This is a genomic window from Enterobacter sp. E20 (assembly GCF_000801755.2).
GTDB lineage: Bacteria > Pseudomonadota > Gammaproteobacteria > Enterobacterales > Enterobacteriaceae > Enterobacter > Enterobacter asburiae_B.
In genome coordinates this window covers 4,628,012-4,644,451 of sequence record NZ_CP012999.1, presented here as the reverse complement: position 1 = coordinate 4,644,451, position 16,440 = coordinate 4,628,012, and the positions used below count along the sequence as shown (strand labels likewise).

Below are 16,440 nucleotides of genomic sequence, written 5' to 3'. Positions count from 1 at the left end.
AAGTATTTAGCCAATAAAAATGGGGGCATTAGCCCCCATTAAACGTGATGAGAATCCAGTAACCGCGATTATAGGATAAAACGGCTCAGATCTTCATCTGCCACTAACGCATCCAGATGTTTACTCACATATTCTGCGTCAATGGTAACGGTTTGACCGTTAAGGTCGCTCGCGTCGTAAGAGATATCTTCCACCAGGCGTTCCAGCACGGTATGCAGGCGACGCGCACCGATGTTCTCGGTGGTTTCGTTGACCTGCCATGCGGCCTGAGCAATACGCTTGATACCGTCTTCAGTGAACTCGAGGTTCACGCCTTCGGTCGCCATCAGCGCTTTGTACTGTACGGTAGCAGAGGCGTTCGGCTCGGTCAGGATACGTTCGAAATCTTCGGTGGTCAGCGCCTGCAGCTCTACGCGGATAGGCAGACGCCCCTGCAGTTCGGGGATCAAATCCGACGGGCTGGCAACCTGGAACGCCCCTGAAGCGATAAACAGGATGTGGTCCGTTTTCACCATGCCGTGCTTGGTGGAGACGGTGCAGCCTTCAACCAGCGGCAGCAGGTCGCGCTGAACGCCTTCGCGGGATACGTCCGGACCGGAGCTGTTGCCGCCGCGCTTACAAATTTTGTCGATTTCGTCGATAAACACGATACCGTGCTGCTCAACCGCGTCGATAGCGTCCTGCTTCAGCTCTTCCGGGTTTACCAGCTTCGCCGCTTCTTCTTCAATCAGCAGCTTCATCGCGTCTTTGATTTTCAGCTTACGCGCTTTCTGCTTCTGGCCGCCCAGGTTCTGGAACATGGACTGGAGCTGGCTGGTCATCTCTTCCATGCCCGGAGGCGCCATGATTTCCACACCCATTGGCGCGGCAGCGAGATCGATCTCAATCTCTTTGTCGTCCAGCTGGCCTTCACGCAGTTTTTTGCGGAATGCCTGGCGCGCCGCGGATGGTTCCGCCTGCTGCTCTGCCTGGCCCCAGTTGTTTTTTGCCGGTGGAATCAGCACGTCGAGAATGCGCTCTTCGGCCATCTCTTCCGCGCGATAGCGGTTTTTCTCGATCGCCTGGACGCGCACCATCTTGATCGCCGAGTCGGTCAGATCGCGGATGATGGAGTCCACTTCTTTACCCACATAGCCCACTTCGGTGAACTTGGTGGCTTCCACTTTGATGAACGGCGCGTTAGCCAGCTTCGCCAGACGACGGGCGATTTCGGTTTTACCAACGCCGGTCGGGCCGATCATCAGAATGTTTTTCGGCGTCACTTCGTGGCGCAGCTCTTCATCAAGCTGCATACGACGCCAGCGGTTACGCAGGGCGATAGCCACGGAACGCTTGGCGTTATCCTGGCCGATAATGTGTTTGTTCAGTTCGCTGACAATTTCGCGTGGGGTCATTTCAGACATGGGAGATCCTTACGCTTTGGAGGTCAATTCTTCGATGGTGTGGTTGTGGTTGGTATAAATGCAGATATCACCTGCAATATCCAACGCCTTCACCGCGATATCACGCGCATTCATGTCGGTATTTTCCAACAGCGCGCGGGCTGCAGCCTGGGCATAAGGGCCGCCAGAGCCGATGGCAATCAGGTCATTTTCCGGCTGAATCACGTCACCGTTACCGGTGATGATCAGCGAGGCGGTTTCATCGGCCACGGCCAGCAGCGCTTCGAGCTTGCGCAGCATGCGGTCAGTACGCCAGTCTTTCGCCAGCTCAACGGCAGCTTTCACCAGATGACCCTGGTGCATTTCCAGTTTGCGTTCAAACAGTTCAAACAGCGTGAAGGCGTCCGCCGTGCCGCCTGCAAAACCGGCGATCACTTTGTCGTTGTAGAGGCGGCGCACTTTCTTCACGTTGCCTTTCATGACGGTATTACCCAGCGTGGCCTGGCCATCACCGGCGATTACCACATGGCCGTTACGGCGTACACTTACTATTGTTGTCACGAGCAGACCCCCTGGTTACAGAATCGGGAAACAGAAGCCCTGAGCCTGTGCTCAGGGCTGAATTAAATGATAGATGGGGGGGATTTCGGGGGTTTCAACCCCCGGAAGCGAGTCGAATGCAGTTTGTGTGGCCGGCGATTTTCAACCGCGAAATGGTGCCATCGGCATTTTCTTTGCCTTTGACCGGACCAATCACCACGCGATTCCAGCCGTTATTGGTGGTAATACGCGAATCAAATCCTTCAAAGGCCAGCTGCGCACGTACCGTTTCTGCCTGCTCCGCGCCTTTGAACGAACCGCACTGTACCATCCAGCGGCGCTCGTCTTTTTTCTCAGCCGTCTGCTTCGGCGCTTCGGTCTCTTTGGTCACTGGCGCGGCCTGCTGCGTTTTCGGCTGCTGCGCGGTGGTATGCGCTGGCGTCTGGAGCAGATCCTGATACGGCTGAGCCGCCTGTTTCTGCGGCTGCGTTTTCGGCTGCTGCTGGACTGGCTGAGACTGCGCCGTACGCGTCTGCTGCTGGTATGGCTGTTCCGTTACCCGCGGCTGTGCTTTCGGCTGCTGCACCGGCTGGGTTTGCGCCCACTGCTGCTGCTGTTGCTGCTGGATCTGCTGTTGCGCCTGACGTCGCTGCAGCGTTTGCTGGCGCTGTGCCGGCGTCTGCTCATTCCACGGCACTTCGTTCAGCTGCGTAGGCTGCTGGCGCATATCGGCCTGCATTTGGGCCAGCAGCTGACGCTGTTCATCCGTCAGCTGATTCGCATTCTGCACTTCACCACCCGCAGAAGGTTCGGTTGGCGCACGCACCCCAGGCTGACGGCTTTCCAGCTCTTTGATATACCGCCAGCGCTCTTCAGGCTTCGGAGGAAGGCCATTTCCGGCAACTTTACTGGCCTGAAGCGCCTCAGACTCTTCTTTTTTATGGTGCGTGATGAAGTACAGGCCACCAATAAAGGCGACGACTACAGCCGCAGCAATAGCGACCATTGCTGGCGAGACAGCAGGCAGGTTACGTTGCTTTTTCCTTGAGCTACTCTTTTTGCGTCGCGAAGGTGCCGGCTGGCCGCGACGTACATAATCTCGTTGTGCCACTATCGTTTCGCTGTATTTATTCGTTCGTCAGTCCGCCATGTTACTTAAGCGGCGGGGCTTTGACCAGATAAGGGTATCCGAAAGACGTTTACTTTAAGTCAATGCCTGGGTAGTGCCGCGGACAATCAGTTCACAGTCCAGCAACCGCGAGCCGCTGCTAACTGTTTGACCGTGAAGCTGATCCAGCAGAAGCAGCATCGCTTCGCGGCCGATTTGGTAGCGCGGCTGAGCGACCGTTGAGAGCGGCGGATCGCAAAATTCTGAAAGCGAAATATTGTCGAATCCGATGATCGATAAATCTTTCGGTATGCGAAGGCCGCGGCGTTTGGCGTACGACAATGCGCCCAGCGCCATCACGTCGCTGTGACAAAATACGGCGGTTGGCGGTTCAGGCAGGTCCAGAAGTTTCTCAAGCGCTTGTCCACCCGCGGCGAAGGTAAAGTCACCGCGCGCAATGTAGTGCGGATCGACGGTGACGCCGGTACGGCGCAGCGCCTGAACGTAGCCCTGTAAGCGATAGTGACACAGCGGCATCTCTTCAGGCCCAGCAATACAGCCAATACGCTTATGCCCCAGCTCCTGGAGATAGTTTACGGCGTTGAACGCGGCGGTGAGGTTATCAATGTGGACCGTCGGCAGCTCCAGCTCTGGCGCAAACTCGTTGGCCATCACCATCGGCGGTAAATTACGCTGCTCTTCAATGCTGGCATCAAACGGCAGACGAGAGCCAAGCAGCAGCATGCCGTCGATCTGCTTGGTGATAATGAGATCGATGAAGGTTTTTTCCTGCTGGTTCTGGTGAGCGCAGTCGCCAATCAGCACCAGGTAACCCTGTTCCGCTGCCGTAACTTCAATACCGCGGATAATCTCGCTGAAGAAGGGGTCGCAGATATCCGGCACAATCACCAGAATGGTGCGCGACTCATTGCGTTTGACGTTACGTCCCATCGCCTGTGGGAAATAGCCCACTTCAAGCGCAGCCTGCTCTACCCGGTTACGGGTCGCCTGGGAGACTTTATCCGGGTTCATTAATGCGCGGGATACCGTTGCCGTAGAGACTTGTGCTTTCTGGGCAACGTCTTTCATGGTCGCCGGTGCAACCTCTTTCCTGGACTTCAACGTCTTCTCCTCGCCTGAACACCGAACTTCTGACATCACCATTTTTACAGATAGTTAATGGAATCGGTTACAGAATTTTCATAAAAAGTGTGAGGAGCGTTAAATTTTTCGATCCGTCTTCAGCCTTCGATGGGATCGACATCCAGTACCCACTTCACTTTTCGCGCTTCCGGCAGCGTGTTGATGAGCGCCAGCGTGCCGCTGACGATATGCTGCAGGCGAACACGTGAGGGGTGCTGAAGTAAGATTTGCCAGCGGAAACGTCCGCCGCGCTTTGGTGCGAGCGCTGGCACCGGGCCCAGGATCCACAGCTGATTATCCACCAGCGGGCTGGCCTGCAGGAGGTTTCTTAGCTGCTGCAGGAAAAGCGGCGCCTGCTGGTTGTTGTGATCTTCCGCGCGGATGATGACGTGGCTGGTCCACGGCGGCAGCTGCATGGTCTGGCGTTCGGCCAGCGCCTGCTCGGCAAAGGCGTCATAGCCTTTATGCAGCAGGGTTTGCAGCAGCGGATGCTCAGGGTGGTGCGTTTGCAGCACCACTTCGCCCTGTTTACCGGCGCGACCGGCACGCCCTGCCACCTGGGTATAAAGCTGGGCGAAGCGCTCGGCTGAGCGGAAATCTGCCGAGAACAGCGCGCCGTCTACGTCCAGCAGGGCAACCAGCGTGACGTCCGGGAAGTGGTGGCCTTTCGCCAGCATCTGCGTACCAATCAGGATGCGCGCGCCGCCGCGATGCACTTCCGCCAGCTGTTGTTCCAGCGCGCCCTTGCGGCTGGTGGTGTCCCGGTCGATACGAGAAATTGGCACGTCCGGGAAGAAGGGGCCAAGCGCCTGTTCCAGCTGTTCCGTCCCCAGACCGACCGGCACAATATGCGTGGAACCACACGACGGGCACTGGCGCGGCACCGGGCGCTGGCTGTCGCAGTGGTGGCAGCGCAAATGCCGCTGGGCCTGGTGGAAGGTATAGTAGTGGTCGCAGCGCGGGCACTCGGCAATCCAGCCGCAGTCGTGGCACAGCAGGGCGGGGGCGAATCCGCGGCGGTTCAGAAACAGAATGACTTGGTTCCCCGCCTGCAGGTGCTGGCGCATGCGGGTAATCAATGCAGGCGCAAGCCCGGCCTGAACCTGCTGGCCTTTCAGATCCAGCACGTGCTGAATGGCCGGACGGGCATTCCCCGCCCGACGCGTCAGGCGCAGCATGTGGTATTTGCGCTGGCGCACGTTGTGCAGCGTTTCGAGCGCCGGCGTGGCGGAGCCGAGAATAATGGGAATTTGCTCGCTGTGCGCGCGATAGACCGCCAGATCGCGGGCATGGTAGCGCCAGCCCTCCTGCTGTTTATAGGAGCTGTCGTGCTCTTCGTCGATCACGATAACGCCAAGATTTTTAAACGGCGTAAACAGCGACGAGCGGGTACCGATCACAATCGCCGCTTCGCCGTTTTTGGCTTTCAGCCAGGCGCTGAGGCGTTCGCTGTCGTTCAGGCCGGAGTGCAGTACCTCAACCGGCGCGTTAAAGCGTTCGCGGAATCGGGCGATGGTTTGCGGCGTCAGGCCAATTTCCGGCACCATCACCAGCGCCTGTTTGCCCTGAGCGAGCACGTTTTCCAGCACGCTCAGGTAGACCTCCGTTTTACCGGAACCCGTCACCCCTGCCAGCAGCCAGGCAGAGAAATGATCGGAGGCGCTATGAATCGCGCCCACGGCGGTGGCCTGCTCGGTATTCAGACGCAGGCGATCGCCGGAGACGGAAAAGCCGTCGCGCCAGTCGTGAAGGGCGGGCGCTTCGCTTGCCAGTTCGCTCAGCCCTTTCTTTCTTAATGCCTGTAGCGCCGTTTCGCTGATCTCAAGCTCGTCGACCTGATGTCGCCAGATTTTTCCCTGACGCAGCGCCGCCAGCGCCTGCTGCTGTTTCTGCGATCGCTTCAGGCTGTTGATGTCCACCGCCTGGCCCTGCTCGGTGGCAAACCAGTACCACATCGGCGCGTGGCTGGCGCTCTTGCCCTGACGCAGCATAATTGGCAGGGCATGGAACAGGACGTCGCCAATCGGGTGATGATAATAATCCGCCGCCCACAGCAGCAGTCGCCAGGTGCTGGTGGAGTAAACCGGCTCGCTGTCCAGCACCTCAACGACCGACTTCAGTTCGTTCAGCGGCAGTTCGCTTTTATCGCTGACGGAGACGACGATCCCCACGCGCTGCTGTTTGCCAAACGGCACGGTCACGCGGCAGCCCGCTTTGGCGCTCATGCTGTCGGGCAGCAGATAGTCAAAGGTGCGGGGAAGCGGAACGGGCAGGGCAACGTGAGCGACGGGCATCGAATCTTCCTGACTTGAAAAGTGGCGCGTTAGTATACACATTAGTAAAAGCGGCGTGCGGATCAGTTTGCATACGTTGGTCAAATTCTGTATGATTCGCCGCCTTTGGTGTACTTTACGCCAAAGAACTTACAATCAACATCGCGTGGTGTCTGGCGTTAGGGCTGGAAGAGCGACGCGGCCTTAACTGAGGTTCTCCCATGAAAAAAGATATTCACCCGAAATACGAAATGATTACTGCAAACTGTTCTTGCGGTAACTCTATCCAGATCCGCTCTACCGTGGGTCACGATCTGAACCTGGACGTGTGCGGCAAATGCCACCCGTTCTACACTGGTAAGCAGCGTGACGTTGCAACCGGTGGCCGTGTTGACCGCTTCAACAAGCGTTTCAGCATCCCGGGCGCTAAATAAGTTTCCCGAAAAAAAGGCACCGCAAGGTGCCTTTTTTGTATCCGCTTCTCAGTATTCCCACGTATCCGGGTCAATACCCAGTTCACGCATGATCACCTTCGCCTCTTCCGGGATTTCATCACTGCGCTCTTTGCGCAGATCTTCATCGTTCGGCAACGGTTGACCGGTAAACGCATGCAGAAACGCTTCGCACAGCAGTTCGCTGTTGGTCGCGTGGCGCAGGTTATTCACCTGACGACGCGTACGTTCATCGGTGAGGATCTTCAACACCTTCAGAGGAATGGAAACCGTAATTTTCTTTACTTGCTCACTCTTCTTACCGTGCTCAGCGTATGGGCTGATATATTCGCCGCTCCATTCAGCCATGAGATACCTTTAATCCTCTCAGTCATTTATTTAAAGGTGCAAAACCTGTAACCACCCGTTTTGAACCGCAATCTTGTCTAGTTTACCGTAGAGACGATACCGTGGCACGGATATTGCCGCTGCAGCGTGCACTAAAGCATATAATTTTAACGGCTATTTGCGCATTGCTCAATCTATACGCAAAGAAGTTTAGATGTCCAGATGTATTGACGTCCATACTTTCAGTGTTTACTCTGGTGCCTGACTTTTCACCTCATTCGCCAGGAAGCCCTCACCATGACGCGTAAACAGGCCACTATTGCAGTGCGTAGCGGATTAAATGATGACGAGCAGTACGGCTGCGTTGTCCCGCCGATTCATCTTTCCAGTACCTACAATTTCACCGGATTTAATGAACCCCGCGCGCATGATTATTCGCGTCGTGGCAACCCTACGCGTGACGTGACCCAGCGCGCGCTGGCCGAGCTGGAAGGTGGCGCAGGTGCAGTATTAACCAATACGGGGATGTCCGCCATTCACCTGGTGACCACGGTGTTCCTGAAACCGGGCGATCTGCTGGTTGCGCCGCACGACTGCTACGGCGGCAGCTATCGCCTGTTTGACAGCCTGGCGAAACGCGGCTGCTATCGCGTCCTGTTTGCCGATCAAAACGACGAACAGGCGCTGAAACAGGCCCTGGCAGAGAAACCGAAGCTGGTTCTGGTGGAAAGTCCAAGCAATCCATTGTTGCGCGTTGTCGATATTGCGAAAATTTGTCAGCTCGCAAGGGATGCGGGAGCGATAAGTGTAGTGGATAATACGTTCCTCAGTCCGGCCCTTCAGAACCCACTCGCACTGGGTGCCGATCTGGTATTGCATTCATGCACTAAATATCTGAACGGCCATTCTGATGTGGTGGCGGGCGTGGTGATTGCCAAAGATCCCGACGTTGTCACCGAACTGGCATGGTGGGCCAATAATATTGGCGTCACCGCGGGGGCCTTCGACAGCTATCTGCTGTTGCGCGGCATCCGCACGCTGTCGCCGCGCATGGAGGTGGCGCAGCGCAATGCCCAGGCGATTGTCGATTTCCTGAAAACCCAGCCGCTGGTGAAGAAGCTCTATCACCCGTCGCTGCCGGAAAACCAGGGGCACGAGATTGCCGCGCGCCAGCAGAAAGGGTTTGGCGCGATGTTAAGTTTTGAACTGGACGGTGACGAGCAAACGCTGCGTCGCTTCCTGAGCGGGCTGTCATTGTTTACGCTGGCGGAATCCTTAGGTGGGGTTGAAAGCTTGATCTCCCACGCCGCGACCATGACGCACGCAGGTATGGCACCGGAAGCACGTGCCGCCGCCGGAATTTCTGAGACGCTGCTGCGTATCTCAACCGGCATTGAAGATTCTGAAGATTTAATTGCCGATCTGGAAAATGCCTTCCGGATCGCAGCCAAGGGGTAATCATGAGTGTGATAGCGCAGGCAGGGGCGAAGGGTCGTCAACTGCACAAGTTTGGTGGTAGTAGTCTTGCTGATGTGAAATGTTACCTGCGCGTTGCAGGGATCATGACGGAATATTCACAGCCGGGTGACATGATGGTTGTCTCGGCGGCGGGCAGCACCACCAACCAGTTGATTAGCTGGCTGAAACTGAGCCAGACCGATCGCCTTTCTGCGCATCAGGTGCAACAGTCCTTACGCCGTTACCAGAGCGAGCTGATTGCCGGCCTGCTGCCTGCGGACGTGGCGGACGGGCTGATCAGCGCCTTTACGCATGACCTTGAGCGTCTGGCTGCCCTGCTGGACAGCGGAATTACCGACGCGGTGTATGCCGAAGTGGTGGGCCACGGTGAAGTGTGGTCCGCGCGCCTGATGGCCGCCGTGCTGCAACACCTGGGCGTGGAAGCGGCCTGGCTCGACGCGCGTGATTTCCTGCGCGCCGAACGCGCCGCGCAGCCGCAGGTGGATGAAGGGTTGTCCTACCCGCTGCTGCAACAGCTGCTCGTGCAGCACCCGGGGAAACGTATTGTCGTCACCGGCTTTATCAGCCGCAGCAACGCGGGCGAAACCGTGCTGCTGGGCCGTAACGGTTCGGACTACTCGGCAACGCAGATTGGTGCCCTGGCGGGCGTGTCCCGCGTCACCATCTGGAGCGACGTGGCCGGTGTGTACAGCGCGGACCCGCGTAAAGTAAAAGATGCCTGCCTGCTGCCGCTGCTGCGTCTCGACGAAGCCAGCGAGCTGGCGCGTCTGGCCGCGCCGGTACTGCACGCGCGCACGCTGCAGCCGGTTTCCGGCAGCGATATCGACCTCCAGCTGCGCTGCAGTTACACCCCGGATCAAGGCTCTACGCGTATTGAACGCGTGCTGGCGTCCGGTACCGGGGCGCGTATTGTCACCAGCCACGACGACATCTGCCTGATTGAGTTCCAGGTGCCTGCGGGCCAGGACTTCAAGCTGGCGCATAAAGATATCGACACGATCCTCAAACGCGCCCAGGTGCGTCCGCTGGCCGTTGGCGTGCATAACGATCGCCAGCTGTTACAGTTCTGCTATACCGCGGAAGTGGCGGACAGCGCGCTAAAAATTCTGGATGAAGCGGGCCTGCCGGGCGAGCTTCGCCTGCGTCAGGGGCTGGCGCTGGTGGCGATGGTGGGCGCGGGCGTCACCCGTAACCCGCTGCATTGCCACCGCTTCTGGCAGCAGCTGAAAGGCCAGCCGGTGGAGTTCACCTGGCAGTCGGAAGAGGGCATCAGCCTGGTCGCCGTGCTGCGTAAAGGGCCAACCGAGAGCCTGATTCAGGGCCTGCATACCTCCCTGTTCCGCGCGGAAAAGCGCATCGGTCTGGTGCTGTTTGGTAAAGGCAACATCGGCTCTCGCTGGCTGGAGCTGTTCGCCCGCGAGCAGGTCACGCTCTCGGCGCGTACCGGATTTGAATTCATTCTCGCGGGCGTGGTGGACAGCCGCCGCAGCCTGCTGAACTACGAAGGGCTGGACGCCAGCCGCGCGCTTGCGTTCTTTAATGATGAAGCGGTAGAGCAGGATGAAGAGTCGCTGTTCCTGTGGATGCGTGCGCACCCGTATGACGATCTGGTGGTGCTGGACGTTACCGCCAGCGAACAGCTTGCGGATCAGTATCTGGATTTCGCCAGCCACGGTTTCCACGTTATCAGTGCGAACAAGCTGGCGGGGGCGAGCAGCACCGATAAATACCGCCAGATCCACGACGCGTTTGAAAAAACGGGGCGCCACTGGCTCTATAACGCCACCGTTGGGGCTGGCCTGCCGGTTAACCACACCGTGCGTGACCTGATTGAAAGCGGCGACAGCATTCTGGCGCTGAGCGGTATCTTCTCCGGCACGCTCTCCTGGCTTTTCCTGCAGTTTGACGGCACCGTACCGTTCACCGACCTGGTGGATCAGGCGTGGCAGCAGGGCTTAACCGAGCCCGATCCGCGCGTTGACCTTTCCGGCAAAGACGTGATGCGTAAGCTGGTGATCCTGGCGCGTGAAGCCGGTTATGACATCGAACCGGATTCTGTACGCGTCGAATCGCTGGTGCCTGCCGGCTGTGAAGAAGGTTCTGTGGATCATTTCTTTGAAAATGGTGAAGAGCTTAACGAGCAGATGGTACAGCGTCTGGAAGCGGCGAACGAGATGGGGCTGGTACTGCGCTATGTGGCGCGTTTCGAGGCCAACGGAAAAGCGCGAGTCGGCGTCGAGGCGGTGCGTCCTGAACATCCGCTGGCGGCGCTGCTGCCGTGCGATAACGTCTTCGCCATCGAAAGCCGCTGGTACCGCGATAACCCGCTGGTGATCCGCGGCCCTGGCGCGGGTCGCGATGTCACCGCTGGAGCCATTCAGTCCGACATCAACCGTCTGGCTAAGCTGCTGTAAAGCCTGAATTTCCCTCTCCCTGTGGGAGAGGGTTAGGGTGAGGGCATCAGACCGCACTCATCCTCATCCTGAATTTCCCTCATATTCCCTGAGCAAACCTCACCGTTATTGTTGATTATTTATGTTGACGTCCCTCCGCTTTTCCGTCATTTTTACATCTGGACGTCTAAACGTATAGAAGTTCACAACACAACAAATAACGACATGCGATTGATAGAGGTAAGGTATGAGCTTTTTTCACGCCAACCAGCGGGAAGCACTGAATCAGAGCCTGGCCGAAGTAAACGGCCAGATTAACGTCTCTTTTGAATTTTTCCCGCCGCGCACCAGTGAAATGGAGCAAACTCTGTGGAGCTCTATCGATCGTCTCAGCAGCCTGAAGCCGAAGTTCGTCTCCGTGACTTACGGTGCTAACTCCGGCGAGCGTGACCGTACGCACAGCATCATTAAAGGCATCAAAGATCGTACCGGTCTGGAAGCGGCGCCGCACCTCACCTGTATCGACGCGACCCGCGACGAGCTGCGGGCCATCGCTCAGGATTACTGGAATAACGGCATTCGTCATATCGTCGCTCTGCGCGGTGACCTGCCGCCGGGCAGCGGTAAGCCGGACATGTATGCCGCCGATCTGGTCGCGCTGCTGAAAGAGGTGGCTGATTTTGATATCTCCGTTGCCGCTTATCCTGAGGTGCATCCGGAAGCGAAAAGCGCCCAGGCCGATCTGCTGAACCTCAGGCGTAAAGTGGACGCCGGCGCGAACCGCGCCATTACCCAGTTCTTCTTTGATGTGGAAAGCTACCTGCGTTTCCGTGACCGCTGCGTCTCCGCGGGCATCGACGTTGAAATTATCCCGGGTATTCTGCCGGTCTCTAACTTCAAACAGGCGAAGAAGTTCGCCGATATGACCAATGTCCGCATTCCGCTGTGGATGTCCAAAATGTACGAAGGGCTGGACGATGACCCGGAAACCCGCAAGCTAGTGGGGGCCAATATCGCGATGGACATGGTGAAAATTTTAAGCCGTGAAGGGGTGAAAGATTTCCACTTCTATACGCTGAACCGCGCGGAGATGAGCTACGCCATTTGCCATACGCTGGGCGTTCGTCCGGCGTAATAAGCGCAAAGCCCTCGTTTTACGAGGGCTTTTTTGTCACGCGAATAGTTAAAAGGTATTAGCTATCGAATCTGTGGATTAATTCAACTATAACTTATTGCTAGTGGTGTATATCGTAACGGTAACACTGTAAAAGGGAGCATAGCGATGAGCACGTCAGACGAGACCAATAAAGCGGCATCGGTCGGCAAATGCCCGTTCCACCAGGGCGGCGTCGATCACAGCGCGGGAGCAGGTACAGGCAGCCGCGACTGGTGGCCAAAACAACTCCGCATCGATCTTCTTAACCAACATTCCAATCGTTCTAACCCGCTGGGTGAAGACTTCGACTACCGCAAAGAATTCAGCAAACTTGATTACTCCGCCCTTAAAGGCGACCTCAAAGCCCTTTTAACCGACTCTCAACCGTGGTGGCCTGCCGACTGGGGCAGCTATGCGGGCCTGTTTATCCGTATGGCCTGGCACGGCGCGGGTACCTATCGCTCCGTTGACGGGCGCGGTGGCGCAGGCCGCGGTCAACAGCGCTTTGCGCCGCTGAACTCCTGGCCGGATAACGTGAGCCTGGATAAGGCGCGCCGTCTGCTGTGGCCCATCAAGCAAAAATACGGACAAAAAATTTCCTGGGCCGACCTGTTTATCCTCGCGGGTAACGTGGCGCTGGAGAACTCCGGTTTCCGTACCTTTGGTTTCGGTGCCGGGCGTGAAGACGTCTGGGAACCAGACCTGGACGTGAACTGGGGTGATGAAAAAGCCTGGCTGACCCACCGTGACCCGGAAGCGCTGGCCAAGCGTCCTCTGGCCGCCACCGAAATGGGCCTAATCTACGTGAACCCGGAAGGGCCAAACGCCAGCGGTGAACCTCTGTCTGCTGCGGCGGCCATTCGTGCCACCTTCGGCAACATGGGGATGAACGACGAAGAGACCGTTGCGCTGATCGCGGGCGGCCACACCCTCGGCAAAACCCACGGCGCGGGTGAAGCCACGCACGTCGGCACCGACCCGGAAGCCTCGCCGATTGAAGCGCAGGGCCTGGGCTGGGCCAGCACGCACGGCACGGGAATTGGCGCAGATGCCATTACCTCTGGTCTGGAAGTTATCTGGTCGCAAACCCCGACCCAGTGGAGCAACTACTTCTTCGAGAACCTGTTCAAATACGAATGGGTGCAGACCCGCAGCCCGGCGGGGGCGATTCAGTTTGAAGCCGTGGATGCGCCGGAAATCATGCCCGATCCGTTCGACCCGTCGAAAAAACGCAAACCTACCATGCTGGTCACCGACCTGACGCTGCGTTTTGACCCGGAATTCGAGAAAATTTCCCGCCGCTTCCTGAACGATCCGCAGGCCTTCAACGAAGCCTTCGCGCGCGCGTGGTACAAGCTGACCCACCGCGATATGGGGCCAAAATCGCGTTACCTTGGCCCGGAAGTGCCGAAAGAAGATCTGATCTGGCAGGACCCGCTGCCGCAGGCGGTGTTCAATCCGTCGAAAGAAGACATTGAAAGCCTGAAGGCGGAAATCGCTGCCTCTGGCCTCTCCGTGAGCGAACTGGTTTCCGTTGCCTGGGCGTCAGCGTCGACCTTCCGCGGCGGCGACAAGCGCGGCGGCGCCAACGGCGCGCGTCTGGCGCTGGCCCCTCAGCGCGACTGGGATGTGAACGCCGCAGCGGTTCGCGCGTTGCCAGCTCTGGAAGCTATCCAGCGCACCACCAACAAAGCTTCACTGGCCGATATCATCGTGCTGGCGGGCGTCGTGGGCGTTGAGCAGGCGGCGAAAGCGGCAGGCGTTTACGTCAACGTTCCGTTTACGCCAGGGCGCGTGGATGCGCGTCAGGATCAGACGGATATCGAGATGTTTAACCTGCTCGAACCCATTGCCGACGGCTTCCGCAACTACCGTGCGCAGGTGGATGTGTCCACCACTGAGTCACTGCTGATCGACAAAGCCCAGCAGCTGACGCTGACTGCGCCTGAACTGACGGTGCTGATCGGTGGCCTGCGCGTGCTGGGTGCAAACTTTGATGGCAGCAAGAATGGCGTGTTTACCGACCGCGAGGGCGTGCTGAGCAACGATTTCTTCGTGAATCTGCTGGACATGAACACCCAGTGGAAGGCAACCGACGAATCTAATGAACTGTTTGCCGGAAGCGATCGCGCCAGCGGTGAAGTGAAATACACCGCCACCCGCGCCGATCTGGTCTTCGGTTCTAACGCCGTCCTGCGCGCGCTGGCAGAGGTTTATGCCAGCAGCGATGCCAGCGAGAAGTTCGTCCGCGACTTCGTTGCCGCATGGGCGAAGGTGATGGATCTGGATCGGTTCGACCTGCAGTAACCCTTGTGCCGGGTGGCGCTAAGGCTTACCCGGCCTAGGGCAAAAAAATCCCCGCTGATGCGGGGATTTTTATTCACGCTATTTACTCCCACTCCTGCAGGAACCGCTGCCCATACTGGTCGGCCACCAGCAGCGCCGCATATACCTGATCCGGCGTTACGCCGCCGGGCATGTTGTGGATAGTTTCCCCTTCGGCACAGGAGGCTTCCGCGATCAAACGCATTTTGGCCGGAATATCCTCTTTGATATTTAGCTGTGCCAGCGTGATCGGCAGCCCAACGCTGTGACAAAGCGCGGCGACGGTCTCTATTTCTTCTACCGGCGCGTTTTCCAGCACCAGCTGCGTGAGCGTGCCAAACGCCACTTTTTCACCGTGATAGAAGTGGTGCGCGTCCGGTACCGCCGTCATTCCGTTATGAATAGCGTGTGCTGCCGCCAGCCCGCCGCTTTCAAAGCCTACGCCGCTGAGATAGGTGTTGGCTTCGATAATGCGTTCCAGCGCCGGTGTAACCACATGCTGTTCCGCGGCCAGCATGGCTTTTTCACCCTCTTCAACCAGCGTGTTGTAGCACAGCTCGGCCAGCGCGAGTGCAGCCTGCGTACATTTGCCGCCCGCCATGGTGCTCGCGCCGCTGCGCGAGCAGGCGCGTGCTTCAAACCAGGTTGCCAGCGCATCGCCAATCCCGGCGGCCAGCAGGCGTGCCGGCGCGCCCGCGACCACTTTGGTATCGACGATTACCATGTTCGGGTTGTGCGGCAGCATCAGGTAGCGATCGAACTCACCGCTGTCGGTGTAAATGACGGAAAGGGCGCTGCACGGCGCATCGGTGGAGGCGATTGTTGGCGCAATGGCGACCGGCACGTCCATAAAATGGGCCAGCGCTTTAGCGGTATCCAGCGTTTTACCGCCGCCGATACCCAGCACTGCCAGGCAGTCGGCGCTGTCTGCCAGCTTTTTCAGCCGATCGATTTCATTTTGTGAACATTCGCCGCCAAACGGCGCGATTTCGGCGTGCAGTTCGGCTTTTTTAAAACTCTGACGCAGGGTCTCTTCGGCAAAACCCAGCACAAATTTATCGCCGACAACCAGCCAGCGATTGGCCAGGGGTTTCAGATAGTCGCCGAGACGGGTAAGCACATCAGCGCCCTGGATATATTTTCCCGGCGATTGAATGATACGGTCCATAACAGTTCTCCCTTAGAGGTTGAGGTTACCAAACGCGTTTTTCCAGTCCTGCTCGAACTTCTCTATGGCTGACTCTACCGCTGGCGTGCCGAGCATTTGTTGCGCTACGTCTAAGGGAAGCGTGATTGCCTCGCATCCCGCCAGCAGGCAGTCCAGCGCCTGACGCGGCGTTTTGAAGCTGGCGGCCAGCACTTTGCCTTCCGGCGCGTGCAGTTCCAGCAGGGATTGCAGCTCCTGGACCATGCGAATGCCGTCACCGCCCTGCGCGTCAACGCGGTTTACATACGGCGCGACATATTTCGCGCCTGCCAGCGCGGCGAGCAGGCCCTGTGCCGCGCTGTAAACGGCGGTCCCCAGCGTGGTAACCCCCTCTTTTTTCAATGCCTTAATCGCGATGAGCCCCTGAGCCGTCACCGGGATTTTCACCACGATGCCCGGGACGGCGTTTCTCAGACGTTTGGCCTCCGCCACCATCCCTTCGGCATCGCGGCTCATGGTTTGAGCAAACAGCGTGCCTTCCGGCCCGATGGCTTTTTGCAGACGCGGCAGCACGTCCCAGATGGATTCACGGCTGGCGGCAACGATGCTCGGATTGGTAGTGACGCCCGCAATGGGGAAGATCCGCGCCAGGCGTTCAACTTCCGCCACGTTGGCGGTATCCAGGTACAGTTCCATTATTTTTCCTTAAGTCAGA

General features: G+C 58.0%; 13 protein-coding genes. 5 read left to right on the top strand and 8 right to left on the bottom strand.

The features are described 5' to 3' along the window. Positions 1-68 precede the first annotated feature (68 nt). The 5 genes from hslU to priA all read right to left on the bottom strand — a co-directional run bounded on the left by hslU (position 69) and on the right by priA (position 6,467). Positions 69-1,403 (bottom strand): HslU--HslV peptidase ATPase subunit, encoded by a 1,335-nt coding sequence (hslU, locus tag NI40_RS21710; RefSeq protein WP_023309685.1) that lies wholly within the window; start codon positions 1,401-1,403, stop codon positions 69-71. A gap of 9 nt (positions 1,404-1,412) precedes the next feature. Next, complete coding sequence (gene hslV, locus NI40_RS21705) at positions 1,413-1,943, bottom strand: ATP-dependent protease subunit HslV (RefSeq protein ID WP_008501802.1); 531 nt, start codon at positions 1,941-1,943, stop codon at positions 1,413-1,415. Positions 1,944-2,037: 94 nt separating this feature from the next. Beyond that, positions 2,038-3,033, bottom strand: coding sequence for a cell division protein FtsN (gene ftsN / locus NI40_RS21700; RefSeq protein WP_039264217.1), 996 nt, complete (start codon positions 3,031-3,033; stop codon positions 2,038-2,040). 93 nt (positions 3,034-3,126) lie between these two features. Next, positions 3,127-4,152 carry a DNA-binding transcriptional regulator CytR gene (gene cytR, locus NI40_RS21695; protein WP_023309683.1) on the bottom strand — a complete coding sequence of 342 codons (1,026 nt, stop codon included), beginning with the start codon at positions 4,150-4,152 and terminating at the stop codon, positions 3,127-3,129. A gap of 119 nt (positions 4,153-4,271) precedes the next feature. Then, entirely contained in the window at positions 4,272-6,467 is a 2,196-nt protein-coding gene (priA, locus tag NI40_RS21690; protein WP_039264218.1) for a primosomal protein N', read from the bottom strand. Between the two features lie 200 nt (positions 6,468-6,667). Here priA and rpmE point away from each other — a divergent pair, with 200 nt between their 5' ends. Beyond that, positions 6,668-6,880, top strand: coding sequence for a 50S ribosomal protein L31 (rpmE, locus tag NI40_RS21685; protein WP_003862040.1), 213 nt, complete (start codon positions 6,668-6,670; stop codon positions 6,878-6,880). 48 nt (positions 6,881-6,928) lie between these two features. Here the strand turns inward: rpmE and metJ are convergent, their stop codons facing one another. Next, positions 6,929-7,246 (bottom strand): met regulon transcriptional regulator MetJ, encoded by a 318-nt coding sequence (gene metJ / locus NI40_RS21680; RefSeq protein ID WP_007369220.1) that lies wholly within the window; start codon positions 7,244-7,246, stop codon positions 6,929-6,931. 276 nt (positions 7,247-7,522) lie between these two features. Between metJ and metB the strand changes: the two genes are divergently transcribed. The 4 genes from metB to katG all read left to right on the top strand — a co-directional run bounded on the left by metB (position 7,523) and on the right by katG (position 14,560). Then, positions 7,523-8,683 carry a cystathionine gamma-synthase gene (metB, locus tag NI40_RS21675; RefSeq protein ID WP_039264222.1) on the top strand — a complete coding sequence of 387 codons (1,161 nt, stop codon included), beginning with the start codon at positions 7,523-7,525 and terminating at the stop codon, positions 8,681-8,683. Positions 8,684-8,685: 2 nt separating this feature from the next. After that, positions 8,686-11,118 (top strand): bifunctional aspartate kinase/homoserine dehydrogenase II, encoded by a 2,433-nt coding sequence (locus tag NI40_RS21670; protein ID WP_033146932.1) that lies wholly within the window; start codon positions 8,686-8,688, stop codon positions 11,116-11,118. A gap of 226 nt (positions 11,119-11,344) precedes the next feature. Next, a complete protein-coding gene (gene metF, locus NI40_RS21665) occupies positions 11,345-12,232 on the top strand; it encodes a methylenetetrahydrofolate reductase (protein ID WP_033146931.1) in 888 nt (295 codons plus the stop codon). 147 nt (positions 12,233-12,379) lie between these two features. Continuing rightward, a complete protein-coding gene (gene katG / locus NI40_RS21660; RefSeq protein ID WP_039264223.1) occupies positions 12,380-14,560 on the top strand; it encodes a catalase/peroxidase HPI in 2,181 nt (726 codons plus the stop codon). A gap of 82 nt (positions 14,561-14,642) precedes the next feature. Here katG and gldA read toward each other — a convergent pair whose 3' ends face one another. Further along, the gene (gldA, locus tag NI40_RS21655; protein WP_039264224.1) at positions 14,643-15,746 is read right to left on the bottom strand and encodes a bifunctional L-1,2-propanediol dehydrogenase/glycerol dehydrogenase; all 1,104 of its coding nucleotides are present in this window, start codon (positions 15,744-15,746) and stop codon (positions 14,643-14,645) included. Positions 15,747-15,758: 12 nt separating this feature from the next. Then, entirely contained in the window at positions 15,759-16,421 is a 663-nt protein-coding gene (fsa, locus tag NI40_RS21650) for a fructose-6-phosphate aldolase (protein WP_039264225.1), read from the bottom strand. Between the last annotated feature and the right edge of the window lie 19 nt (positions 16,422-16,440).

What these genes read in the sequence shown, in the direction of transcription:
- priA (WP_039264218.1), bottom strand. Translation starts at nt 6,467, where the DNA reads ATGCCCGTCGCTCACGTTGCCCTGCCCGTTCCGCTTCCCCGCACCTTT.
- metB (WP_039264222.1), top strand. Translation starts at nt 7,523, where the DNA reads ATGACGCGTAAACAGGCCACTATTGCAGTGCGTAGCGGATTAAATGAT.
- metF (WP_033146931.1), top strand. Translation starts at nt 11,345, where the DNA reads ATGAGCTTTTTTCACGCCAACCAGCGGGAAGCACTGAATCAGAGCCTG.
- katG (WP_039264223.1), top strand. Translation starts at nt 12,380, where the DNA reads ATGAGCACGTCAGACGAGACCAATAAAGCGGCATCGGTCGGCAAATGC.
- gldA (WP_039264224.1), bottom strand. Translation starts at nt 15,746, where the DNA reads ATGGACCGTATCATTCAATCGCCGGGAAAATATATCCAGGGCGCTGAT.
- hslU (WP_023309685.1), bottom strand. Translation starts at nt 1,403, where the DNA reads ATGTCTGAAATGACCCCACGCGAAATTGTCAGCGAACTGAACAAACAC.
- fsa (WP_039264225.1), bottom strand. Translation starts at nt 16,421, where the DNA reads ATGGAACTGTACCTGGATACCGCCAACGTGGCGGAAGTTGAACGCCTG.
- rpmE (WP_003862040.1), top strand. Translation starts at nt 6,668, where the DNA reads ATGAAAAAAGATATTCACCCGAAATACGAAATGATTACTGCAAACTGT.
- NI40_RS21670 (WP_033146932.1), top strand. Translation starts at nt 8,686, where the DNA reads ATGAGTGTGATAGCGCAGGCAGGGGCGAAGGGTCGTCAACTGCACAAG.
- metJ (WP_007369220.1), bottom strand. Translation starts at nt 7,246, where the DNA reads ATGGCTGAATGGAGCGGCGAATATATCAGCCCATACGCTGAGCACGGT.